Annotated in this window: 17 protein-coding genes and 1 pseudogene; 1 reads left to right on the top strand and 17 read right to left on the bottom strand. The window is 43.3% G+C overall.

The annotated features are described in order from the left end of the window. Positions 1–326: 326 nt before the first annotated feature. The 17 genes and pseudogenes from EAE93_RS23005 to EAE93_RS22925 all read right to left on the bottom strand — a co-directional run bounded on the left by EAE93_RS23005 (position 327) and on the right by EAE93_RS22925 (position 22,111). Complete coding sequence (locus EAE93_RS23005) at positions 327–665, bottom strand: helix-turn-helix domain-containing protein (protein ID WP_011145549.1); 339 nt, start codon at positions 663–665, stop codon at positions 327–329. Then, positions 646–1,026, bottom strand: coding sequence for a type II toxin-antitoxin system RelE/ParE family toxin (locus EAE93_RS23000; protein WP_011145550.1), 381 nt, complete (start codon positions 1,024–1,026; stop codon positions 646–648). Before EAE93_RS23000 ends, EAE93_RS23005 begins: the two co-directional genes overlap by 20 nt. A 315-nt stretch (positions 1,027–1,341) precedes the next feature. Beyond that, positions 1,342–1,722 (bottom strand): annotated as a pseudogene (locus EAE93_RS22995) (aminotransferase class III-fold pyridoxal phosphate-dependent enzyme); the annotation flags it as partial. A gap of 140 nt (positions 1,723–1,862) precedes the next feature. After that, entirely contained in the window at positions 1,863–5,045 is a 3,183-nt protein-coding gene (locus EAE93_RS22990) for a non-ribosomal peptide synthetase (protein WP_214040633.1), read from the bottom strand. Positions 5,046–5,054: 9 nt separating this feature from the next. Continuing rightward, positions 5,055–6,290, bottom strand: a complete 1,236-nt coding sequence (locus tag EAE93_RS22985) for a cytochrome P450 (RefSeq protein WP_214040632.1) — start codon at positions 6,288–6,290, stop codon at positions 5,055–5,057. Then, positions 6,287–7,483, bottom strand: coding sequence for an ATP-grasp domain-containing protein (locus EAE93_RS22980; protein ID WP_214040631.1), 1,197 nt, complete (start codon positions 7,481–7,483; stop codon positions 6,287–6,289). Before EAE93_RS22980 ends, EAE93_RS22985 begins: the two co-directional genes overlap by 4 nt. After that, positions 7,449–7,811, bottom strand: coding sequence for an MbtH family protein (locus EAE93_RS22975; RefSeq protein ID WP_250151163.1), 363 nt, complete (start codon positions 7,809–7,811; stop codon positions 7,449–7,451). Before EAE93_RS22975 ends, EAE93_RS22980 begins: the two co-directional genes overlap by 35 nt. Beyond that, positions 7,804–8,574, bottom strand: coding sequence for a thioesterase II family protein (locus EAE93_RS22970; RefSeq protein ID WP_214040630.1), 771 nt, complete (start codon positions 8,572–8,574; stop codon positions 7,804–7,806). The genes EAE93_RS22975 and EAE93_RS22970 overlap by 8 nt, the downstream gene beginning before the upstream one ends. Further along, positions 8,571–8,750: an MbtH family NRPS accessory protein gene (locus tag EAE93_RS22965; RefSeq protein WP_036814158.1), complete on the bottom strand. Its 180-nt coding sequence runs from the start codon at positions 8,748–8,750 to the stop codon at positions 8,571–8,573. The genes EAE93_RS22970 and EAE93_RS22965 overlap by 4 nt, the downstream gene beginning before the upstream one ends. Beyond that, positions 8,747–10,393, bottom strand: coding sequence for an ATP-binding cassette domain-containing protein (locus tag EAE93_RS22960; RefSeq protein ID WP_214040629.1), 1,647 nt, complete (start codon positions 10,391–10,393; stop codon positions 8,747–8,749). Before EAE93_RS22960 ends, EAE93_RS22965 begins: the two co-directional genes overlap by 4 nt. Beyond that, positions 10,390–12,126 carry an ABC transporter ATP-binding protein gene (locus tag EAE93_RS22955; protein WP_250151162.1) on the bottom strand — a complete coding sequence of 579 codons (1,737 nt, stop codon included), beginning with the start codon at positions 12,124–12,126 and terminating at the stop codon, positions 10,390–10,392. The genes EAE93_RS22960 and EAE93_RS22955 overlap by 4 nt, the downstream gene beginning before the upstream one ends. A gap of 19 nt (positions 12,127–12,145) precedes the next feature. Next, positions 12,146–17,143, bottom strand: a complete 4,998-nt coding sequence (locus EAE93_RS22950) for a non-ribosomal peptide synthetase (protein ID WP_214040627.1) — start codon at positions 17,141–17,143, stop codon at positions 12,146–12,148. A 14-nt stretch (positions 17,144–17,157) separates the two neighbouring features. Continuing rightward, positions 17,158–17,691, bottom strand: a complete 534-nt coding sequence (locus EAE93_RS22945; protein WP_214040626.1) for a condensation domain-containing protein — start codon at positions 17,689–17,691, stop codon at positions 17,158–17,160. Then, complete coding sequence (locus EAE93_RS25385; RefSeq protein WP_214040625.1) at positions 17,651–19,531, bottom strand: polyketide synthase; 1,881 nt, start codon at positions 19,529–19,531, stop codon at positions 17,651–17,653. Before EAE93_RS25385 ends, EAE93_RS22945 begins: the two co-directional genes overlap by 41 nt. Beyond that, the gene (locus tag EAE93_RS22935) at positions 19,528–19,968 is read right to left on the bottom strand and encodes a phosphopantetheine-binding protein (protein ID WP_214040624.1); all 441 of its coding nucleotides are present in this window, start codon (positions 19,966–19,968) and stop codon (positions 19,528–19,530) included. The genes EAE93_RS25385 and EAE93_RS22935 overlap by 4 nt, the downstream gene beginning before the upstream one ends. A gap of 41 nt (positions 19,969–20,009) precedes the next feature. After that, positions 20,010–21,161 (bottom strand): AMP-binding protein, encoded by a 1,152-nt coding sequence (locus tag EAE93_RS22930; protein ID WP_040152261.1) that lies wholly within the window; start codon positions 21,159–21,161, stop codon positions 20,010–20,012. Further along, entirely contained in the window at positions 21,140–22,111 is a 972-nt protein-coding gene (locus tag EAE93_RS22925) for a TauD/TfdA family dioxygenase (RefSeq protein WP_046394715.1), read from the bottom strand. Before EAE93_RS22925 ends, EAE93_RS22930 begins: the two co-directional genes overlap by 22 nt. Positions 22,112–23,333: 1,222 nt before the next feature. Between EAE93_RS22925 and EAE93_RS24880 the strand changes: the two genes are divergently transcribed. Further along, complete coding sequence (locus tag EAE93_RS24880; protein ID WP_250151161.1) at positions 23,334–23,684, top strand: hypothetical protein; 351 nt, start codon at positions 23,334–23,336, stop codon at positions 23,682–23,684. The last annotated feature ends 333 nt before the right edge of the window (positions 23,685–24,017 follow it).

Raw genomic sequence — 24,017 nt, 5'->3', positions numbered from 1 at the left:
TCAGCGGATTACATCGAGGCCCGCAGCTCTGGCTGCAATAAGGCCGGATATAGAGCTGCAACCTACCGTCGATGCCAGAGTAATTTTTGTCTTGCAAACGGGATGCGTTCATATAGAGCATAAAAAACCTTGGGGCATTTATGTGGTAAAGCAGCTAAAGAAGCCACTTTAACGTATAAGTATTGGGCCGATAATGGGTAATAGTCCGGTTGAATTGCCCACTTTACCGCTAAATAACTCAAGTGCCCCAGACTTTTTTATGCTCTCTATAACTTTCAATGTGTTTGGTCTTTACCCACCGCTAATCAGAGATGGGCAAATTTACCTTACCCGCTATGTGCCAAAATTAAATGCCCGGTTTGGGCAGTAGTCGGCTTGACAGTGATCTCGATGTCACACCCCAGCCGATTCAGACACTCCATCATCTTACGTTCTGACAGGTTGGAAAAATCGCCCCGGAACAGGTGGGATACTTTTGCCTGGCTGATCCCAATACGTTCGCCAGCAGTAGTTTGTGTCAGCCCCAGACGCTTGATAGATTTGATGATCTCAAAGGCCAAGCCGGATTTAATTTTGTGCTTTTCGGCATCACGGAAACCCAGATCGGCAAACACGTTGCCGGAGCTGATTTCAACCGCTACGCCATTAATGGTTTTCTCTTTCATTTTTCATCTCCTGGGCCATCACAGCGGCCACTTTCAGTCGATTACGGATGATGTCCATATCTTCTTTCGGCGTCGCTATGCCGTGCTTACTCTTCTTCTGAAAGGCATGTAGCACAAAGACCGCTTCGTCAAATTTCACCGTATACACCGCTCGGTAGGTACCACCTATGTCGTCCTCCAACACTTCCAGAACGCCGGCACCACCAAACCCTTTCATCACCTTCACAGCATCATGCTTTTCGCCACGCTGCGCGAAGTCTAGGGCAAAGCCAAAGAAGCGCTGCACGTCCTTCGGCAAGTTCAGCAAGTCCTTCTTGCTGCTGCCTATCCACACTAGCAGCTTTTCACTTTGTTGCTCCATCCTGTTTATACCTTTTCTGGTATTGTGTGAATTCAGTATACCAGAAATGGTATACTCAGCAACTAGGGGAGAGCATAAAAAACCTTGGGGCATTTATGTGGTAAAGCAGCTAAAGAAGCCACTTTAACGTATAAGTATTCATGGGCCGATAATGGGTAATAGTCCGGTTGAATTGCCCACTTTACCGCTAAATAACTCAAGTGCCCCAGACTTTTTTATGCTCTCATTTTTACGCTCTCCTGTGGAAGAACCCCCAAATTTGACGATCAATTTAATCGAGGATCTAAAATATCTATTACTTTAGCTAAGACTTCATCAACGCTCCACATAAGCATCCATCACAGGCTGACGATGATCCTTATTACCTGTCAAACTTAATGAGGTTCCTGTCATACCGTGAAAACCATTGGTAAAAGCAACGACTCGACAGCGTTGGGTTACTTTACGTGCAAGCTTAATCGCCGATTCAACAACACTGCTACCAGTCGGTGAAGTAAACTGTAGTTTATAGGTCAACTCTCTGGGTACCAGAATGTTTTCTTGAAAAGCGGTGATAAAGTCTTTTTTCGCTTTAGTGTGCAAATCCAATGCACCTTGAATACCATCTTCATTGATGTACTGAAATACAGCCAGTTTTAGTGCGTAATGGTTATGCCCATAATTCAACGCCCCTGCACAACTGAGAAAATCAAGATATGGCGAGCCATCTGTTTAAGTTCTCCTCTAAACGTTTTCTGAATGAGGCTAATGTAAGTCACTCGTAGATTAGACTTCTGCGTTTACAGCAACTAAAAACTGTGGAATCAAGTACCAAAAAATTAACTATCCAACGATAATTAAATAATCTGCCCGGATAAAAAAGCCATGTCTTCTATCTTTTCACTAAGCCGTTCGGCCAACGCTAAAGCGAATCCCGTGCCATAGCGTCTTTCATCTGCTGTCACATTTATTAAAATACCTTCTCCTTTCAAATCATTTATCAACTCAACCCTAATCGGTAAGCTGGTATGGTCACGCACATCTTCATTAGTATTCACCAACCCTCGTTCTAATAACTCATTGCGAGAATGAAAATGAACGTAGCTAAACGTAGCCTCGAAGGGTGGCCCTCCTAACAGAGTTTGTATTTCTGAATATGGAAAACGTCTAAAAGGCAATATTTCTTTTTCAGCATCGAAAGCCTGTCTTGCCAGCACCTGCCAGTTATTGGCAAAGTCAAGATTCAACTTTATCGGAATATGATTAAGGAACAGTCCAAGAGTCAAATCCGCGCCTTCCCTCTCAGGCCTACCGTTAACAGACATCCCTGCGACAAAACCAATATCTTGTAACTGATGGGCTGTTGTCAGATAGAAACTAGCAAAAAACATACTTTTTAACGGAATGCCCCAATCTGATACATTTTTTAGCAATTGCTTCACTGTTCGTTCCGGCAAGACCGATACTGCTTTCCTATAATCAGTATCTTGATATCTATCCGTTTTTCCTTTAGCTAAATATTGACTAAAAAACTGTTTCGCCTTGTCGTTACTTAGCGCTTCACGCTCAAGTTTGACAAACTCTGACAATGGTGCTGGTTGCTCCAATAAAACAGACTCACCAGCTAAATTGGCTTGATACAATCTCAAAAGCTCAAGGATAAAAACAGATTCACTCCAACCATCAAGGATCGCATGATGAAAGGCATAAGCTAACCGAAATTGCCCTTCATTCAATGTCGCCGCATGTACCCTCATTAAAGGAGCCTCTTCAGGATCAAATGGTCGGCTTAACTCAACCATTACCTTTTCGTGACGTGCAACCAACTGTTCATCATCAAGATTTGTGTAGTTTTCCACTATAAGTGGCAATGATGGTAGTGATTCAACCAATTGCATCACTTCACTAAAAGAGGCCAAATCAAATCTTGTTCTGAGAACTGGGTGCCTTTTGGCGATTGCCTGAAGCGTGTCGTGAAATATTTTTTCATCCAGTGGCAAGTTGACATCCCGAGCAATAACATCAAGGTAGATTGCTTTACCACTGTATAATCCCTCAAACAGCATCCCTAGCTGCAATCTCGTCGCCGGATAAGCAGTTTCGATATTAACAGGCAACCTTTGCTTATCCGTTTCATTTATCAATGAGTTCTCATTCTGCTGACTGATAGCTTCTTCTGTTTGTGCCAAGCCGCGGCAAACCCCACACAATGTCGGATTGCGAGCTAGTCCATTATCTGTTTGTTCTGGGAGCACCAAATCTTTACACATTTCCCTAAGTGTCGAGGTACGAAATAAGGTAGAAAGTGTCAGATTGAGTCCTCGTTTTTCAGCTTCCGCGATAACCTGAATAGCCAATAACGAATCGCCTCCTAACGCAAAAAAATCAGCATCAGGCACAACGTCAAATGGCCCTAGAATTTGTTGCCAGATCTCTGCCACCAGCGCTTCTGTCACGGAGAGTTCACTGGATACCACCTCTTCTAATCTCTCAGCCTCTTTCCAACCCATCAAAAATCGACGATCCACTTTACCACTGCTTGTTAAAGGTAGCTGTTCATGCTGGATAAACTGACTAGGCCACATATAGCTGGGTAACAACGTTTGAACACAAGTGATGATAGCTTGCTCAACATCAGTGCTTTTATGAGTTGTATGATCAGTGTGAGTTGTATAATGGGCGACTAGTTGTTCAACATGGCGATCACTGTCAATGTTCAGCACAACACAAACAGCGCTCACATCCTGGCAACTTTTTATTGCATGCTCTACTTCTGCCAGCTCAACTCGATGACCCCGCACTTTGACCTGATCATCAAGCCTGCCTACAAACTCAATCAGTCCATCATTCGACAATACTCCTTCATCACCAGTAGCAAACATTCTGGCTCCTGGTTGGGTGGAGAAAGGATCAGGTAAAAAACGCAGGCTAGTTAGCCCAGGTTGATATAAATACCCCCGTGCGACAGACTGTCCCCCAATATAGATTTCACCACGCTCACCTGGCCTGACCGGTCTTAACATCTCATCCAATAAGTACATTTCCGCATTGACGATAGGCTTACCTAAGGGAGATTTTATCGCATCAATACTTAATGATGACATAGAGTAACTACTCACCAAGGTCGTTCCTTCAGTCGGGCCATATACGTTATTAAATAAAAAGTGTTTGCCTAATTTCTGCTTCCTGGACAAATATTTAAACGCATGAGTGACTGACATTGCATCGCCACCAACAAGCAATTGAGGTACGCTATCCAGAGCCTCTTCGCGATAATCTACCAATACGTGAAATAAGGCAGGTGTCAGTAGCAATATCGTAATCCCATGTTCAACAAGGCATTTCGGTAGCTCATCAATGGCTTGATATGAAGGAGAAGCCAATACCAATGCCGCTCCATTAGTCAATGCTCCCCATATTTCAAAGGCAGAAGCATCAAAAGCCGCCGGTGCTAACTGCAATATTTTTTCATTAGGTCCGAAATGAACGTACTGCTGTTTCTGGCTAACGAGGTTGGTAACGCCATGATGAGTCACTCCCACTCCTTTGGGGCGTCCTGTACTTCCCGAGGTATAGATAACGTAAGCTAGCTGTTGACTGGTAACTTGTGGCAGGATTTTTGGCACTACAGATTGGATTTCATCGATATAAACAGTGGCAACATTTTCAATGACCGTTGAATCTTTCATCATAGTTCGAGTCAACACCAACCTTGTACGCGAGTCCGTTATCATATAACGAAGTCGCTCAGTCGGATAATCGGGTGGTAGTGCTAAATAAGCAGCACCAACTTTAAGCGCAGCCAACATCGCTATGATCATGTCAGAAGAGCGCTCAATATAGATTCCAACCACATCTTCAGCCCCGATATCTAAGTCCATTAGTCGATAGGCAAGTTGGGTAGCACGGTCTTGCACATTTTGGTATGTCATTTCTACATGATGTGCACTAATGGCGATCTTGTGAGGAGCATTCTCAACCATCGCATCAAATTGTTCATGCAACACTATTTGTTCATGCAACACTATGCGTTCTTTCATTATTTATTCCTATGAATAATGTGCAGCAGTCAATTTGACTGGCAAGCGATGGTAACCAGATAGAAAAGTCGAATAGATAGGGCTGGGTTCTCCGCTCAAAGAGATCTGATCAACGAGCTCCACAAGCGCCTCCAGCAGTGCAGTAATTTCTATTCTGGCAAGAGCGGCACCAAGGCAAAAATGAACCCCATATGAAAAAGAAATATGCCGATTATCACTCCGATTCAGATCAAGCTGATTGGGTTTAGTAAAGACGGTTTCATCAAAGTTAGCAGACCGATTCCAAACAATGACAATATCACCAGCCCTAATCTGCTGACCGCCTAATTCAACACCTACCGTTGCGGTCCGACCACCATGTAAAGCCGGCGTGGTCCATCGTAACAACTCCTCTACTGCCTTACTAATTTCTGCTTCACCACGTCGCAATTGAGCCCAGCATTCTGGATATTCGGCAAATGCTTTTATGATGCCTATCAATGCCAACCGAGTTGTTTCATCGCCACCCAGTAACACGCTATAGCAATTGAAGACTATTTCTTCTTCTGTTAATGCCAGGGAGTTTTGAGTCATTGCTATCAGGTTACTTACAAGATCATCTTCCAATGGCTCGATTTTGCGAGTCTGAATACATTTATAGAAATACATCAACACTTCATTTCTGGCGAGTCGGGTATCTACTTTATCAACTGACAAAGAGTTCGAAGCCAGTGCTGCACTTGCATTGACAAATAGTTTTGCTCGATCAGATTCTGGAATTTTCAAAATATCACATATAGCCGCTAACGGAATATGTGGAGCTACATCAGTGGCAAAGTCACATTGCCCGGATGCTACCGCATTATGTACAAGCTCATGCATCGCATTTTTGATTCTTTTCTGTACCGACATCAGGTTCTTAGGGCTGAAAGACTTTAACAACTCTTTGCGGATTTGACGGTGTCTGTCTCCATCAGACACTGCAAGCATGCGACCACCCGCTGTGTCTCCATCATGTAACAGTGTAGCCATGACATTTCCACGAACAGAGGTAAAGGTTTGACTATCACGGTAAACCCGCATAGCTAACTCATGGGTGCTGACAACCCAAAATCCTGATTGACCATTGACCGCAGGATGCCAAGCGACAGGTGACTCATTACGTAATTGCCGCCAGATGTTATCTATATCAGGACGTAAATGAGTCAGGGGGTCAGTGAGATTTATGTTATCCGGCACTTTAGCTACATTTGAAATAAGACTCATATCGCCCCCAATTCATGCGCATTAAGAATTTGAACTTCTTCACTGTCCATAAATCGAACATGAAAACGCAAGCACTGCCCCATACGCTGATAAATATCCAGAAATGCCTTATGGTTATCCACTTTGCCCAACACCATGTTAATTTCATTGGTTTGTGAGCCACCCGGCAAAGTAGTTCCTGCCCACACATATGGGCGATATGACGATACACCATCAAGAGAGAGAAGTTCATCTTCCCCATTAATTCGGAGAATTTCACATGGACGTGTTGGCGCAATATGGCAGATATTGAAATAGACGCGCTCAGGATTGAACACAGGGAGATCAATCATTTTTCCCAGCGCTAATCGTGCAGCCATTTCAAGCAGGCTAATATTGAGGCTGATTTTGGCCATCTCGTTGATACCCCCACCCACTCGACCATTTACTTCAATGATCCTGGGTCCCTGCTCAGTCAACTTCAGTTCGGTATGGGTGATCCCCCGATTAACTCCTAACACTTTGATGGCACTTGACGTTAATGCATAGATTTGGTTTTGTTCACTATCACTTAAGACTGATGGCCAGATATGACCATATTCACGAAAAGGGGGACTAAGTGGCATCTTGCCGGTCACATTTATATGCTTAATCTCTCCGTTAACCACCAAGCTTTCAACCGAGACATAATCGCCAAAAGGCAACGATGGCCGCCCCTGGAGGAACTCCTCTAATACCAGTGAACGACCACCATCAAATCCAATCTGCTTATTTGAAAGCAGTTTTTCTACCAGTCTCTTTCCTGTTTGCGGATCTTCAATAAGATAAGTATCGATGCTGCCACCACCATAGGATGGTTTTAACACTGCGGGAAGACAAACCTGTTCAACAGCTTGCTCCCAATCTGACACAGTGTTAATGAGGTAGAATCTTATCGATTCAATGCCAGCCTCTTGTAAAGCCACTCGCTGCTTATTTTTGTCAGTAAGTCGATATACCGTTTCGAGATCGTGAAAAGGCAAATTCAAGTGTTTTGCCAGCGTAGCTGTAAGACGTAAGGCACGCTCACTAAATGTCACAATCCCCGCAGGATTAAGGAGAGCGAGTTCTGATACCGCCCTTTCAATATCAGAACCATCAACTACGTGACAAAATCGTGAGAAGTAGGATATGCGCTCTCTATGTGTGTTCGTTTGAATTGATAACAAGTACAAGTGGTGCAACCCCATTCAATTCAGTGACAATATCTTTGGGAAGGGCTGCGCCTTCATCATAAATCACTATCAGGGGTTGATTATCAAAGGATTGTGGGCCATTACGCAGAGAAGCCGGGCGCATATCGGTCCAAACTTCTTCAATCCATTTTTTACATGTTTCTTGCGTCCCACTAAAACCGGTCGCTCGCCATCCGGTAGCGACAGGCCATTCGGAATGAACACAGGCATATTGCTCTTCATCATTTATTACAACCAAATATTCATCCGTCAAACCTTCAAAACTGGATGAATACTTCATTTGTGTTTGGGTATTTTCATCACTCATTAGCGCAGACTTCCTTTTTTAAGCAAGTTTGACGGATACACAAATAAATGTCGTAAAGCTGATCTCGATAATAGAAGTGATCTCCAGGGAACATGACTAATTGGCAAGAATCATGTGTCAGCGATTGCCACTCTTGTAAATGATATGGGCTCACCCACGGGTCACGATCACCGCCGATGGCTAAAATAGGGCAATGTACCTTGCCACTGGCTTGTTTGTGCTCAGCCACCAACAAATAATCAGCACGCAATACAGGCAACATGAGATCAATCACATTCTCATGAAGCAGTTTCTTATCTTCATTTTCTATATTGGTTTTTAGCTCTTCAATCCAGGCTTCCCGGCTCATACGGAGTATCTCTTCTGGCACCATGCCATTCAAATGTGGTGGACGTGCTGCTGATAAGACCAAATATTCAACGGTTCGGTTAGCTTGTTCTAAAAGTAATGCCAATTCATGACATAACAATGCTCCCATACTATGACCAATAAGAAGAAGAGGACCCTGTGTATGCAGCAATACATCTTTTGCCGCTGTAGCCGCTAAATCTCTTATACATAAAGGGAGTGGTTCAATACTTCGAGAACCTCGTCCCGGATACTGAAGCACCAGTACCCGATAACTATCTGCCAGCAGTTGCTGAACCCAGTCGGTCATAGAATAAGCACTGCCGCCGCCAAAAGGCGCAATCACAACAGTCATTGTCGTTTTCTCTTGATCGCAGTAATTCCATAATCCTGGCGTCAGTTGAACACGTTTCATTCCAACGTCTCTCCGGAAACTTTCAATTTGGGATCACGCCAATATGTAGCTATCCAATCCAGGCATTCTTGTTCTGATCCCGAAAAACCCACATTTTGCCACCCTACCGGTAATGTCCGACCTTCTGGCCAAATAGAGTGCTTATCCTCTTTGTTACATACCACCCTGTAATTCATGATGTTTCGCTCCGCCGTTTGATAGTCACCACTTGATCCGCCTGAGCAAGCAGGTCAATATTTTGCGAGGCTACAATCCAGATCCCCGGCCACTTTTTAGGTAGTGCTGACCATATGGCTCTGGCTGTATCAGTATCCAGAGATGAATCGCAATCATCGACGACATAAACTTCGGCTGAATGACATAGCATACGGGCCAATGCCAAACGTTGGCGCTGGCCTCCTGATAACTGTTTGACACTACCGGAACCCAGCACAGTATCAAGCCCTTCAGGAAGATCAGATGAACCCGGTTTCAGATATACTGCCGTTAACGCCCACTCCATAGTTTCATCACTGATAGCGTCGTTACCCAGTGCCAAGTTATCTCGAACAGTACCGCCAATAAAGCCAGCACCCTGACGGGCATAAGTAACTTTAGGGCTTTGCCACCAATCAACGTCTCCACAAACTTCTTTGTTATTCCAAAGCACACTTCCTGATAAGTGTCGTTCCAGCGCGAGCAGACCGCGAAGCATACGACTTTTACCGGAACCCACTTCTCCATTAACGACAATGAGTTGATTGGGTGTAGCTGCAAACGAAATAGGTTGCGTATCGCTATTGCAACAAAGCCCCCTCACCGTCAGTGATTTCAGTATGTCATTAGCAATAGGGGCTTCGCTGACAGGCTGCTCTGTCTGTAACAGTGGCTGAATTCGCTCGTAGCAGACATCGGCATTTTTATAGTTAGCCAATGCGCGACCAAAAAAGAAGATCTGCTCACTGACCCAACCGATATAAGTCAAAAACAGAGCCAATTTACCAATAGTGAAATCACCACTGACAATTCGGGTACTGACAATAATCAAGACAATAGAGGTACCTAGCATCACGATGTTACGAAATAGCCCCGACAGCAGATCAGTGAACATTTGATGCGTTGCCTGCACCGCCCGACGACGTTCAAAACTTGCCGAAAGTCGCTCAATATGCAGATCCAACTTTCCACCAAGGCGAGGGTCACGGATTCCTGCCAATATGTCGGTGATACGACCCGCAATTTGGCCTTGATATTGACGTTTCTCTTCCTGTAATGCTCCGACCTTATGTTTGAGAGCTATACCCAGCCACAAACCACCAACCATCGGTAAAAGCGCCAATGTCGTCACAATGTCAGTACTCAGCAACACGACAAGTGCTATCAACAATAGTACCGCCCGGTAGAAGAAATCTGCTGTCCAGCCGAGAAAAGAGGCTACTTCATCACTGTCATTACGAATACGGTTGAGCATATCCCCTTGAGAAAGACGCAGATCCGCGCCAGAGTGACTGCAATTTATTCCCTCCAGAATGCGTTGTTTAAGATATGCGCTGACCTTAAAAATAAGGGTAAAATCAATCTGTAAGCCAAAAATCAGTATCACTGAGCGTAATACCATCGAGCCTACCGCCAATACCAATAGCCACCAAACCGCTGAACCTGCGGGATCGACAACAGCACTATCAAGAAGCCGGCTGATGGCAAAACCAACGACCAAAGGTAAGCCGTGGATCAGCGTCCATATAACCATGCTGATGAAGTAAAGAAAGGAAAATCTGCGCACTAAACTCAGTAAAGAAGGCAACATTTTTGATGGGAAAAAGTGGGTTAACCCCGTCATGATATAAGTTCCCTATGTTTTATTAACGTTTTGATCCCTGCGCCATGAAGGACTTCCTCGACACGGCCTTCATTCATGATAATGATTTGGTCAGCAGTGGATAATGTATGCAGGCGATGGGCAACGATGATCACGGTACGATTAGCGCTAATTTTTTCCAGTAATCTCATCCAACTCTGCTCAGTGCGAGGATCTAATAGCGAGGTGCCTTCATCGATAATGATTAATTGTGCGTCTTGAAGCATGGTTCTTACCCCGGCAATCATTTGGACTTCCCCTTCCGACAATGAACGCCCCTCAACCCCCACCAAAGTATCCAGCCCCTCTGGTAATGTCTTCGCCCATTTATGGATCTCTAACTCTTCGAGCGCGCACCAAATTGCATCATCTGAAATGCTGTTATCGAACAGAGTTAAGTTTTCGCGTAGTGTTGCTGAAAAGAGATACGCTTTTTGGCTTAACACTGCCACACGATTGGCAAATTCATCAGGATGAATGGAAGTGACCTCAACACCAGCAAGGGTAACCCGTCCGCTATCAGGCTGAGCCAACCCACACATGAGATTGAGTAATGTGCTTTTACCTGCCCCCGTGCGCCCAACAATGCCTACTTTGCTTCCAGCGTCCACACTGAAGCTAACGTTATGTAAAACTTGTTTACCATGACCTTCATAGCCAAAGTCAACCTGATCAAATTGAACTGACAGGGGGCCTTCAGGTAGCTGATTCTCTACACTGTTGTGATTGACTTTCTCCTCATCTCGCAACATCTTGACTACCAGTGATAAGGTCGCCATCAATTGTTGTACCTGATCTACCTCCGAAGACATGTCTTCCATTGGCTCTCTGAGTCGGTCAACATAAAGATAAATCATGGTTAACGTACCAATACTGATACTGTTATGACCGAGTAATTGCAGCCCAAATCCAAAACCCAGGCCAAAACTCAAGGCAAAAAATAGCTGGGTAATCGGCCAAAATATGCGTCCGCTGACATAGGCTTTACGTTCTATTTTTAATAAGCCAGAAAGCATCTTCTGTAGTTGCAAAGCAGGCCAACGGCTCCTTCCCAATGAATGCAAATCATCTTTCGCGGCAAGAGTATCGCCGATAAAACCAAATATGTGGGCTCTCTCTTCACGGGCTTTTTTCCATCGCACTACTGCAAGGTTAGTAAGTTTCACCAGAACATAAGCCACAACGAGAACCAACACGGTAATTGCGATACCGACTTCTGGGATAATAGAAAACAAAATCACCAAAGTACCTAATGCTAATGCGATATTTCCTATAATCCGGAATCCAGATTCCGCAATAGTTTTTCCAATGATGTCCGCATTCCCCTCAATCTTTTCAAGGAGCTTACCCTGAGCTTCACTTTCAATTTGCAGGATAGACCGATTGTGCACAACATGATGAAATAGCTGACGCCTAAGTGCATCGGCAATACCCCAACCTGCACTGGTACTGCAATAACTGGTAACCAGACCAGCGATAACACCGCCAAAAGAGATGATTGCGTATCCCAAAGCCAAGAGGACCAGTTCATAAACGAAAGTACCTGTGGTAGCTTTATCGATGTAATGACGGATCACAAATGGCCCCACTAAATCGCAAACAAGTGTGGCAATTAATGCCAGGAAAGTGCCAATAATGGCTTTTTTCATTGTCCGGGCGCTCTGCCAAAGCAACTTAAAACCTGTTAATGGGTTAGGAGAGTTCATACCTTGCATATTCGTTTGTATCTTCATATTAATTTTTATGAGTTATCCGTTCATTAAATTCAGATAGGACCGTTTTTATTTGCTCTTTTGGCATGACATCACCTGCAAATTGAGCACGAATTTCCATCTGGCCATCATTCACACTGATGTTAAAACAAAGCAAATAATCCATCGGTGTTACCCGAGGCTTCCAGTAACCCGTTCCCTCTGTGGTGATATCAATAAAGATCGGATTAACTTTCTCCTCATCAGGCGTATTCAGAAATAAAAGCTCTCCTTCAAAATCCAGTCTTAATTGTGGTCGAGGAATTGCCTTTAATTTTTCGGTGATTTTAGGATTAACAGAAAGATAGCGAAGTGCTTCAAAGCCAAACCCTCGAACAGGTACCTCACGTAACAACCGCGCCACATCAGTTGCATGTTCATCAAAACTGCGTCCCATCGAAAAGGGCAACAGGAACGGAAAACCACATGTAAACCAGCCGATAGTGCGTCCTAAATCAACTTCGTCGAATAGGTCTTCTCGACCATGTCCTCCCAACTCAACAAGGATATTGTTGGCACTGGAAAGAAAATGGCTTTCTAAAGACCGCGCAAGCAGAGTCAGTAATCGGGCAAGTACGGGAAGTTGACTGTGCTCAGATGGTTTTAAAAACTGCTGAGTCTGTACTTCATCAAATACTGTTGTTTGCTCAACCATATTCGCCTCAATGCCAATAGCATCCGTACTTACTAACTGCTGTGCCTGTTCATAAGGTTGTGAAAGCCAGTAACGAACACCAAACAACTCTGGATCATCCTGCACCAATCGGTGTAAACGCCTGGCCCAAGCGAGATACGAAGTTGTCGGAATATCTAATTCATGGGCTTCAGCTCCGCCAAGCAACTCCGCTAAATCTTCTGTAAGTAAATCCCAGGAATAAGGATCGACTACCAAGTGGTGAACTATAATCAACAACTTGTCCGGCAAATTATGAGCAGTTCGATAAAGTTGTATGCGGCAAATTGGCCCATTCAGCAGATCTAACGACTTATGACCTATATTCGCTAACTCAGTAATTTTCTGCGATAAGCTATTTAGGGCTATCTGCTGCAATTCAAATTGTTCAATTGCGATACGGGCTTGCGGGTTAATTCCTTGCCACCTCCCCAATGTAGTAACCATAAAGCTGGCTCCCAAAATAGGGAATCTGGCCAATAGCGCTGCTGCCGCCTGTTCAACAGTCGCCAATGACAAAGTGCGACTCAGTGTAAACAACACACCATGATTACAATGATTTTCATTTGGATTATCACGCTCAAAAAAAGCATGCTGAGCTGGTGTCAAAGGGGCCAAATCACTTAATTCATTCGGCGCATGTCTGACTTTGGTTAGTGCGCCCTTCCACTTGGCTAATAATGCATTAATTGCAGCTTCATTATGACGGAAAGGGATGTATTCAAGGGTAATAGTCAGTTTCCCATCAACGATGGCCGCATTGATTTCCCATTCCAGAGGACGGTGCCCCGTTGCTGCCCGCCGCATTCCAATATCTTCTTCTACACTGAAAAAGCCATCATTCGGCTGCTTCGTATTGAAACGCCCTAAATAGTTGAATCCAATGTTTGGATTCTGCTCCATAACATAAGTTTGTTGTAAATGGGTCTTGATATAGGGATTAGCTTCAATCATTGCAGTCGCAACTTCGACTACCGTAACCATAGCATTGACCGGTAGCACAAAGGGACCTATTGTTGTAAACCACCCCACAGTTCTCATTACGTCAATAGACTCGTTTTCCTCTTGCCTGCCATAACCTTCCAACTCAAGCAAGAGTTGACCGTTACCCTGTTCAACAGCAATGGTATTTGCAAGTCCCGTCAAAAGAACCGCAGGTATTCCTCCGTTAGGCACTAATGCCGAAATTTCCTGAATATATTGTGTTTCTGACTCAGATAACTTGACTTCAGCAACCGAGCGTTTGCCATAAAGGTTACTTACATGACTATTCACCTGTACCACATCAATTGGTGTGGTCAACTGGATCGGAGGAAGTATTTGGGGAGATGTTGCTGTTTGTTGTTGAGACCAATAGAGATATTGCGTGCTTTTCCTCGGTAACCTCGGCATTTCTTTTTGAATAATAGCCTGATACGCAGTTTCAAGATCTTCCAGCAAGATTTGCCAGGAAACTTGATCCACAATTAAGTGATGTAATGTCAGCAAAACTCGAAAATCATCCAACATCACAATTCGTAGTAACGGTCCTTCCTCGATTGATAATGATGCATGAGCCTCATTGGCGATGGTTTCTTCCGAACAATCTGGTTCAGCAAACCAAAGTAAGTTGTTATAAGGCGAGCGCAAAGCTTGATAATGCTTTCCCTTCTCTTTGGGAAAACAAACTCGCAATTGTTCATGGTGCTCAACTAATGACTGTATCGCCAGGGATAATGCTTCTGCATTTAACGGCTCCGTTGTACTGATCACATGTGACTGATTCCAATGGTGCTGTTCAGAAAACCGCTGCTCGAAAAACCATTGTTGGATTGGTGTCAATGGTGCTTTTTCTATACGCGGAGTTGAATTTGCTGCCATTTCGCCTTTGGTACTCGCCAGTTTTGCAAGTGAAGCAATAGTTGGATGTTCAAGCACATGACGAGGACGCAAATTGATCCCCAAAGAGCCCGCCTCATGTATCAGACGGATACCAATAATGGAATCCCCACCCAAAGCGAAAAAATCATCCGTGATGCCCACTTTGGTTAGCTTGAGGTATTTACACCATAAATCACAAAGCTGTTGTTCCAACTTGCTGCGAGGGGCAACATAAGAAGCAGATTCAGGTTGTTGTTTTGCCAGTGCCTTTAATTGCTTACGATCGACTTTACCATTGGCATTACATAACAGCGCATCAAGAAAATAAAACTTGCTCGGCACCATATAATCCGGCAATTGCTCAGCCAAAAATTTACTCAACGATCTGGCATCCACAACGGTACCACTCGTCTGTGTCACGAAAGCGCTTAATTGCTCAAAGCCACCCATATCAACAAGTTCAACCGCACACATCGCTACATCAGGATGGTTTGCCAGCACCGCTTCAATTTCTCCAAGTTCGACGCGGCGACCACGAATCTTCACCTGGTTGTCGGCCCGGCCAAGGCACTCCAATATGTCATCCTCTCGCCAACGACCACGATCACCCGTCCGATACATACGGGCACCCGGGACAGGCAGAAATGGGTCCGGCAAAAAAGCCGCCGCCGTGAAGCGATTACTGCCGATGTATCCTCGCCCGACATTCGGCCCACCAACGAAAATTTCACCACCGACCATTGGAGGAACAAGTTGAAAATCTTTATCTAATACATAAATTGTCACGTTTGGCAAAGGCGTACCCACTGGACAATATAGTCCATCAAACTGTTCTTCGACCCTTCCTTGAGTCACATCATCGGTACACTCAGCGGGACCATAAGCATTTAGCAGTGTCACCGTTGGTATACACTGATGCCAACGACGTGCCAGTTCCGTGTTTAACACTTCTCCGGTTGAGATCATCCCACGTAGCTGTCGCTGAACCAGCGTCTTCAGTGAAATTGATTTTTCAAGGATATCTAGGATGACTGCGATGAGAGAAGGAACCAGTTCAATATATTCAAATTCCTGCTCAATAATGTATTGAATTAACTCTTGAGGATCTTTTACAACCTCATCAGAGACAATAGAAACCGTCGCACCTGCGGTTAATCCGGTAAACATTTGCCAAACTGAGATATCAAACGAAATGGGTGCTGTTTGCGGTAATACCACTCCTGGTTTCAATTCACAGTTTTGGACCCGAAATGCCAGTAAATTAAGGAAGGAACGATGTTCAATTCCTACACCTTTAGGAAAGCCTGTCGAGCCTGAAGTAAAGATTACATAAGCTAATTCGCTTGGTGATGGCTCAGTTACCTGCTGATTAAGTAACTTTATCTCATCATCATCCACTAAAGCCTGGCTTTGAAAACTAAGTTCACTGAATGAGAACCAAACTATCTGCGGCATATCTACAACATGATCTGCAATCAATGCTTTCGCATGTTTTAGCATATGCTGTTGCCGGGCTTTCGGTAAAGTTGGATCAATGGGTAAGTAAGCACCACCAGAGAAGAAAATACCAGTAGCAACAGCAATAAACCGAGTACTGCGTGGTGCCGAGAGCGCCACAATATCATCGGCACTAATGCCTGCATTTTTTAACTTCAATGCTACCGATGACGCCAACCGAAATAGTTCCCGATAGGTAAGCGACTCTGTTTCATCACGCAGAGCTATCGCATGGGGAGTACTTTCCGCTTGCTCCAATACTCGCCGATAAAACGATTTTCCTGAGCTATAATCAGGTGGTGAATTGAATCTGGCTAGCAATTTTGTTTGCATCGCGTCATCGACGATAGCCATATTATTCAGACAGATGTCGAGATCAAAAAGCCCCTTGTTTAACAGTGTAGCGATACCTGTTGCTAAGTGATTAAACGTCTGAGCCGCAGCAACAATTCCACTAACACTAACTACACCATCAATAAGCTCGATAGCTATCCCAGTTTCCGTCTGAGCGCAATTAACGACAATAGGCATGAAATGCTCCAAGAACGGTATCAACAGCGTCTTGTCTATCGATCCATGATTAATCGCCTCAACAGCGGCCATGCGAACATTACTTAACCATTCACGAAAAGTCACAGCAGGAGGTACAGTCAATAAGACAGGCAAACGCTTGCCTTGTTCTGTGTTAATATGCAACACAACAGAGGATACTCCCCCAATACGGCGCAACACGATACTAGTCACTGCCGCCAAAATTGCCCATGTCAGCAATTCAGAGTTGCCCGCTACTTGTTTCAGTCGGTCAGTAACAACGGAGGAAAGCGGACATTGCGCACTTACCAAAGATCCCTCATGGTGAGGAAAAATATCTGCGGTTGCAGCAGCGGCCTTAGTTAAATCACCAACCCGCATCAGCCAGTATTCACGATCAATCAGCTTCATAGTTGTCATTTTTTTATCCACATCTAGAACTGAAAATCTGGAATATCGCTAAAAACATCGTCTTGACCATCAAATAAGGCGAAAAGAGTGGTTTCCTCGCCTAATGTCACTAGCTGTGTCAGTGCACCTATATAAATATTCAACCAGCGAGAAACCGTGTCTTGTGAGAAAAGAGAAGTGGAATATTCCAATCGCGCTTGAAGTTCATCACCATATTCAATACAGGTAAGATTGAGTGGATATTTTGCGCCATTAGGATCGACATCCAGCAATTCGACAGCGGCTCCATTTCCCCCTAATACCTTAATAGGATCAACATCATTCTGAAAATCAAACATTGTGAGATGATAGGAAGTATTTGCCATCAGTTTCTGAATTCGATCAGCAGGAAATGCACTATGTGAAATCGCACTGAGTGATGCCTTCCTAACCGCATTCAGCACTACGTGAAATGGCTGGTGTGGATCAAGCTGTGCACGCACAATCACTGTATTAACATAACAACCAATGGTGTTTTCATCTTTCAGTTGCCGGTTCATCAGCAAGACGCAATGCATCAACAAATTCAAGCCCACCATCGACGACCTGTGCAGCCAATTTCCCCACACCGTAGGCCAATAACAAATCAATCGTCACCCCAAACGCTGTCAATATCGCGTGATGTCCCAACAACCAAATAATCCAGCGCTGCCGAAGCGTCCAAGCTTTCCTTGAACATAAGTTCTCTGCTTGTTTTATTACACGATGAAAAGCCGGAAATGTTTCTCCTCGTTTCATCAATAGTTGAATATCTATTGGAGAGCATTCATCAAAAATAAGACCAACAGATAACGAAGATAATGGTGAAGATAGTGAGATTGAACCGTGATTCGTGAGTTGCTGCACTAAATGCGAAACAGATGAAGCCACGCAGCTCCAACGATATGGGAAATGCTCCCGTCCCAGCATTAATATATCGGCAACCTCGTCAATTGATGCTTCGGTTGAGGATAACGCATTAGTTATAGCACTTAGGTAAGTGCTAAGATCTTGTGTCGTCTGTGCCGATATCAGCACCAACCTCTCATTTGTTTCGTATTTTTTGTGCCTTAAAGTTGAGGGAGCCTCTTCAACGACTAAATGCACATTAGTACCACTTAGACCAAACCCACTGATTCCCGCACAGTAAGGACGCTGACCTTGACGTGGCCACGGCTCACAAGAGGAAGAAACTCGTATCGGCAACTCTTCTGTAGATCTACACAATGGATTCAACTGTTGGAAGTGAGCTGTAGGGAAAATCTGACCAGTGCGGAATTGAGCTATAATACGAACAAGCCCCGCCAACCCAGCCATACCACTTAAATGTCCAAAATTACTTTTTACAGAAGAGATAACACAAGGCTCCTGTTGCACTCCATAGGCGGCAAATGTATCGATTAAACCTTGCACTTCTATCGGATCACCAATTTTAGTACCCGTACCATGAGCTTCTATGTAACCAATATCAGTAGCTGTGATCCCTGCTTGATACCATGCTGCCGTAATCACCTCGGTTTGTGCGATGCTGCTAGGTGCAGTGATACCATTGCTACGGCTACCGTCATGATTAATCGCACTCCCTCGTATGACAGCATGGATAACATCATTATCTTGATGTGCACGGCTCAACCGTTTAAGCAGGACAAAACCTCCTCCTTCCCCAAATCCAGCACCATCAGCCATTGCATCGAAAGGACGGCATCGATCTGTCGTTGACTCAACCCCTAACCCACTTGAGTTCTCACTACGCTGAGGCAAGGTGCCTAAAACAAGTTCACAGCCTCCTACCAGAGCAAAATCAGCCTCCCCTGTCAGAATTTTGTTCCGTGCTTCGTGAAGTGCGACCAAAAATGATGAACATCCCGTATCTATGGCATAAACTGGGCCACGCAGATCAAGCAGATACGCAATGCGACCCGCTGAAAAAGCATGCAAGCTGCCGATAAAAGCGAACGGATTAGCTTTTCCCTGTACCGATAACGACTGAAAAAGATCTGAATGCGGCCCGCCATGCGCAGCAACAAGTACTGCTGTACGCGCATTTGATAACTCTTTCAGAGTGTATCCCGCATTGACAATCGCTTCTGTAGCCAGTTGAAGCCCTATGCGTTGTCTGGGATCGATATATTCAGCTTCACTTAGTGCAATACCAAAATAACGATGATCGAACCCTGTAATTTCATCAAGCCATCCCCCCTCTTTTTCATTGCCTGTAAGAACCTGCCCCGTATTAGCCACCCGACTTTCAGGTATTGGACGAATGCAGTCCCGACCATCAGCCAGAATATCAATCAATTCACACCAATTTGAACATTGTGGTAACCGAAAAGAGACGCCAATTATGGCGACCGCATCATCTGAATATAGTGTCGTCACAGCTGTACCACCTTAGTTTTATTAGGAGCTGTGCTCTCGCCACCAAGCTCTTTGGCTAAGGATTTAATGGATGGATATTTAAATAGTTGGGCAACAGTGAGATTTGGAAAATGACGACGTAATCGCCCAAAAACCACTAACGACTTGAATGAGTCACCTCCCGATTCCAGGAATTTAGCCTGTATATCAATATCATCACGCTTAAGCACTTCACGCCAAATATCTAAGATAAGCTTTTCTATGTCATTACGAGGAACGGTAACATCAGAAGAAATAGATTCAACAGTATTAATAGAAGCCTGCAAACGCGCTATATCAAGCTTTCCATTAGCATTAACAAGGATTTCATCAATGCTGTAGATTCTGGATGGAATATGACTGGCCGGTAATCGGGTAGCTAAGTTTGAAAGTAGTTCATTTTCTCTCGCAGTACCCACAACATAAGCAACCAGTTCATCAATCTGGTGAAACTCAGATTTTACACTGGTAACAACAACCTGCTTCCAAAGATATCAACAAAGTGAGTTTCTGTCAGATCTTGATCCCCATGATAGCCTCTGGCCAACGCAAGCCCTCCTATATATAGTTGCCCCACTTCCCCGAAGGAAACTGGTCGCCTGGCGTCGTCCAGTACAGCTATTTCAACGCCCTTTAAAGGCTTACCGATTGGAATTGAGTCATTGCCTAAGAGTGTTCCATTTAGCTGATGCATTAATACACCAATGGTCGTTTCCGAAGGGCCATAGTGATTAAATATTCTCAGATTGGGGTTTGCTGCAAATAAAGTTTTAGCAAGTGCCGAAGTTAGTTCTTCCCCACCAATAATAAGTACTTTTTCAGGTAATAATTCCGAAAGGTTACCTTCTCTGGATAACATCTCTAATTGCGAAGGCGTACATTTCAACATTCCAATTGAAAATTTACTTATATGTTTAGCAAGCGCGATTGAGTCCAGCATCATTTCTCGATTGATAAGCTCAAGGGTACGACCTGTTAGCAGAGCGACGAAAATAGACGTATTACCAAGATCCGAAGCAAAAGTTGTTGTACTCGCCAAACTGGAGGGTATTGGTGATACGCGCTCAACAAATGCCGAGACGTAATTCATGATACTGCTGTGTTCAATTGCGACAAGTTTGGGAATTCCTGTTGAGCCGGAAGTTGATACCAAATAAGCCAAATCACCGGCTTTGCGACCTGATACCGGAATGTATTCCTGTGGCTCTAATATTTGTCTATCAAGATTAATGTAAGAATGGTGTTCAATACGTCGGCAGTTCAAATCATCAGTTAATACTTTAACCCCGCCTGAACGCTCTATTAATTCATTAATTCTACTATCGGGTTCGCTGACCTCTAACTGAATATATGCAGCGCCAACTGCCCAGATAGCCAATGCAGCTACAAGACTTGTAGCAGATCTTTCCATAAAAATAGCCACAACATCACCATTTACCACTCCTTGTGAAATGAGTAATTGAGCAATGGCACCAGCCTTCCCTGCCAATTCTTTATAAGTAAGCGCAATGTTGTCATGGCGTACAGCATATAATGAATCTGAAGTGGCTACTGAATTAGCAAAAAGATCTGCACAAGTTCTTGATTCTGTCAAAGTGTTCCATGTTTGCATCTCATGTCCTCATTTGGCAGGGAAAAATTGCAATGCATTGGTGAAGCCATGATCACATAAACTTTACGTGCTCCACTAAACGGTTCCCTACCGTGGGCAACTGCAAGGTTGTCAACAACCGCCACATCACCGTTCTTCCAATCTGGGTACACTGTCTCCGCATCAATAGCGGCTCGAATCTCAATTAATGTGGATTCGCTGATCAGAGTACCGTCGCCATATTTCGCCATTCGTGGAAATATCCCCACACCGAGTGCAGCTTCCAAAGCAAGCTGAACTTCTTCAGGCAAACTGGAGGGATGGAACAGATTCGCTTGATTAAACCAGCTTTCTTCCCCAGTGTAAGGATGAGTCATAACACCTTGTACAACCTGTCGTGTGATTAACTGCTCTTCATCTAGCCACTCAAAGTCAACACTTTCAGATCTGAGTTTTTCTTCAACTATTCTCCGTTCCTCAGTTTGAAATACTTGCTGCCAAGTTAAGTCAAACCCAGTGTTATAACGTCGTTCATATAAAACACCTTTACTTTTAAATTCTTCACGGGTTTTATTCGAGAGGCGTTGGAGCACTCTTCGATAATCTGCCAATGTTGTCTGACCACCAGAATCAGCAGCTTTTTGTGACCACAACCATAAATATTTTGGCCAAGTACGCCGGTAAGACATTTCATTATGCAAAGGTATTCGCTGATCAGCAGGGTACTCTGTAGAAGTGAACACCCGATCATTGACTTTAGTACGTGGTGTTGATGGTTCTTCATAATCCAATATTTCAGGAGTTGCACTTAATACTGCCTCTCTGAATGCAATAACATCTTCAATGTTGAATCCACGAAAAAGTAAGGCACCATGATTATTAAGCTTTTTTTTACATTCGTTCCAGTTATTACTAAGCCAGGAACACAGTGTGATCCCACTATTTGGAGAGTAAATCGTATAAGGTAGCATATCATATTAACCCTATTTAAAATGGATTAGCTAAACTGCCTACGTCATTCATTTTCCAAAATTATTGATTAAGTAAATTACCAAAACTAAAAAGAACAGCAGGAATTCGAAATATCTGGCACTATTTCAATACCCTTAAAATATATTTAAAACCTACATGTCCAAGTAACTTGGACATGTAGGTTTTAGAATTTGTAAACGGTTAGTAATCCTAAACGCTAGTGAACACTAACACTCTGATAAAATTATATTTAATAAATTGATCTATTGCTGCTATGAACATCTTATTACATAAATCAGAAAGACTCAATACTCCCACGGAATTGAGATGGATAAAATTGCCGTTTGTATCAGATACTTTATTCTGAAATTTTTTTATAAGAGTAAGTATTATTCAGTTAAATAGTTAATAAGTTGTATGGTTTGATAGGTTTAAAAACTATTACTGACATTATTTATCAGGCTTATTTTTCATATTTTAGGTAATCTTTGATATGTCTAACGATGGTCGTTTTATGAATTAGTAATACTTGAAAACCATGAATGCATTCCAGTTAATATTAAAGTTTTTTCTCACCGTTATTTTACGAAGAAAACTATAAAAAAATAGTAAAACGGTTAATTCGGCAAGATTTAAACCCTAAAAAAGAGGGATTATCTTAAAAGAACATAAGCGGGTATCTTTATATCATCAAACTATTTACCCACTGATTTATTAAGATAAAACCATGATGATTAAACTTTAAAAAACAGGTATTTCCCCCGAAAAAAGGACAAATAAAAAGGTGAATGGTTTTAATACCGGGTTTCTTTCCTAAAGCATAGAAGCTTTTGTTTACTTGTTCTAGTTAATAGTTTCGGTTATTGGGGATGGTTGGGATAACAGAATTTAAAGCATTTATTTATGATTTTCACACTTATATTCACTCCCGTCTTTTCAGGTTAAATCAGATTTGGGTGTGGGGCCTTCGTTCTGTTACTCAGTTTTAAGCATTATTAAAACCTGAATCTTTAAAAAGCTTAAGTCTATGGCGCCATTTTATCAGGGATTATTTTAGTAGGAATATAATAGCTGACTGGTTGCGTTTATCCAACTTTTTGCTACTATGCAACCAATGTGGCTTTTTTTTACACAACGATGTTATACTCAAATCGTAAACTCCGTCCGTTAAATACCGATGTGACGATTTTTGATTTTAAGAATATTAAAGGAAATTTCACGATGACACATAAAAGATACAACCCCTCTTGGGAAGGCTATATGGGCGATTTTCTAAGAGGTCATATTGGGATTAATCACTTGAAACCTCAATTTCAGTCCTTTAATGCTATTGGTCTTGAAAAACAGTTAAACGAGAATACAGCGTATATTGCACTGCTATCCTTAGAGGAAGCGAAAGATGTTTTAGAGGAGATTGATTCGCCAACACCAAAAAGCCCATTTATAAATACCCTATGGATTTCAAGATGCATCGCGGCGGCAAGGGAGCGAATCCCCGGGAGCATAGATAACTATGTGACCGGGGTGAGTGAGTGCAGCCAACAAAGAAGCAACTTGAAAGATGACGGGTAAAGAGCATATTTTCAGTTACCGATCCTATATCACCCTATGCAGGTAATATACGTGATGCTTTCGACTTTATAAATGTAGTAGGAGAATTTAAAAGATTAGGGATTAAAGCCACAGAGTATGTTGGTAAAAATGGGCAAAGATATATTAAAATCTCAGGTCATGCAGGGCTTAGAAAAATCATCACCGCTTCAAGATACAGCGCTTCTAACCAGGGCAACCGCATGAATGCTTAAATATTATTCAGATTAGAAAATCCTGCTTGTACGACTTGTTCCAGAAATTGCGTTTTCATCCAGGCTCGCATTCGTTTCTTTCTTATACTTAATTTGCTGC

The organism is Photorhabdus akhurstii, from assembly GCF_018448925.1.
Lineage (GTDB): Bacteria > Pseudomonadota > Gammaproteobacteria > Enterobacterales > Enterobacteriaceae > Photorhabdus > Photorhabdus akhurstii.
This window is presented reverse-complemented; position numbering and strand designations above follow the sequence as displayed.

Coding starts and splice junctions, on each gene's coding strand:
- EAE93_RS22985 (WP_214040632.1), bottom strand. CDS start 6,290: ATGAGTCTTATTTCAAATGTAGCTAAAGTGCCGGATAACATAAATCTC.
- EAE93_RS22965 (WP_036814158.1), bottom strand. CDS start 8,750: ATGAATTACAGGGTGGTATGTAACAAAGAGGATAAGCACTCTATTTGG.
- EAE93_RS24880 (WP_250151161.1), top strand. CDS start 23,334: ATGACACATAAAAGATACAACCCCTCTTGGGAAGGCTATATGGGCGAT.
- EAE93_RS22960 (WP_214040629.1), bottom strand. CDS start 10,393: ATGACGGGGTTAACCCACTTTTTCCCATCAAAAATGTTGCCTTCTTTA.
- EAE93_RS22945 (WP_214040626.1), bottom strand. CDS start 17,691: ATGCATTGCGTCTTGCTGATGAACCGGCAACTGAAAGATGAAAACACC.
- EAE93_RS22950 (WP_214040627.1), bottom strand. CDS start 17,143: ATGACAACTATGAAGCTGATTGATCGTGAATACTGGCTGATGCGGGTT.
- EAE93_RS22990 (WP_214040633.1), bottom strand. CDS start 5,045: ATGAAAGAACGCATAGTGTTGCATGAACAAATAGTGTTGCATGAACAA.
- EAE93_RS22970 (WP_214040630.1), bottom strand. CDS start 8,574: ATGAAACGTGTTCAACTGACGCCAGGATTATGGAATTACTGCGATCAA.
- EAE93_RS23000 (WP_011145550.1), bottom strand. CDS start 1,026: ATGGAGCAACAAAGTGAAAAGCTGCTAGTGTGGATAGGCAGCAGCAAG.
- EAE93_RS22955 (WP_250151162.1), bottom strand. CDS start 12,126: ATGCAAGGTATGAACTCTCCTAACCCATTAACAGGTTTTAAGTTGCTT.
- EAE93_RS22975 (WP_250151163.1), bottom strand. CDS start 7,811: ATGAGTGATGAAAATACCCAAACACAAATGAAGTATTCATCCAGTTTT.
- EAE93_RS22930 (WP_040152261.1), bottom strand. CDS start 21,161: ATGCAAACATGGAACACTTTGACAGAATCAAGAACTTGTGCAGATCTT.
- EAE93_RS23005 (WP_011145549.1), bottom strand. CDS start 665: ATGAAAGAGAAAACCATTAATGGCGTAGCGGTTGAAATCAGCTCCGGC.
- EAE93_RS22925 (WP_046394715.1), bottom strand. CDS start 22,111: ATGCTACCTTATACGATTTACTCTCCAAATAGTGGGATCACACTGTGT.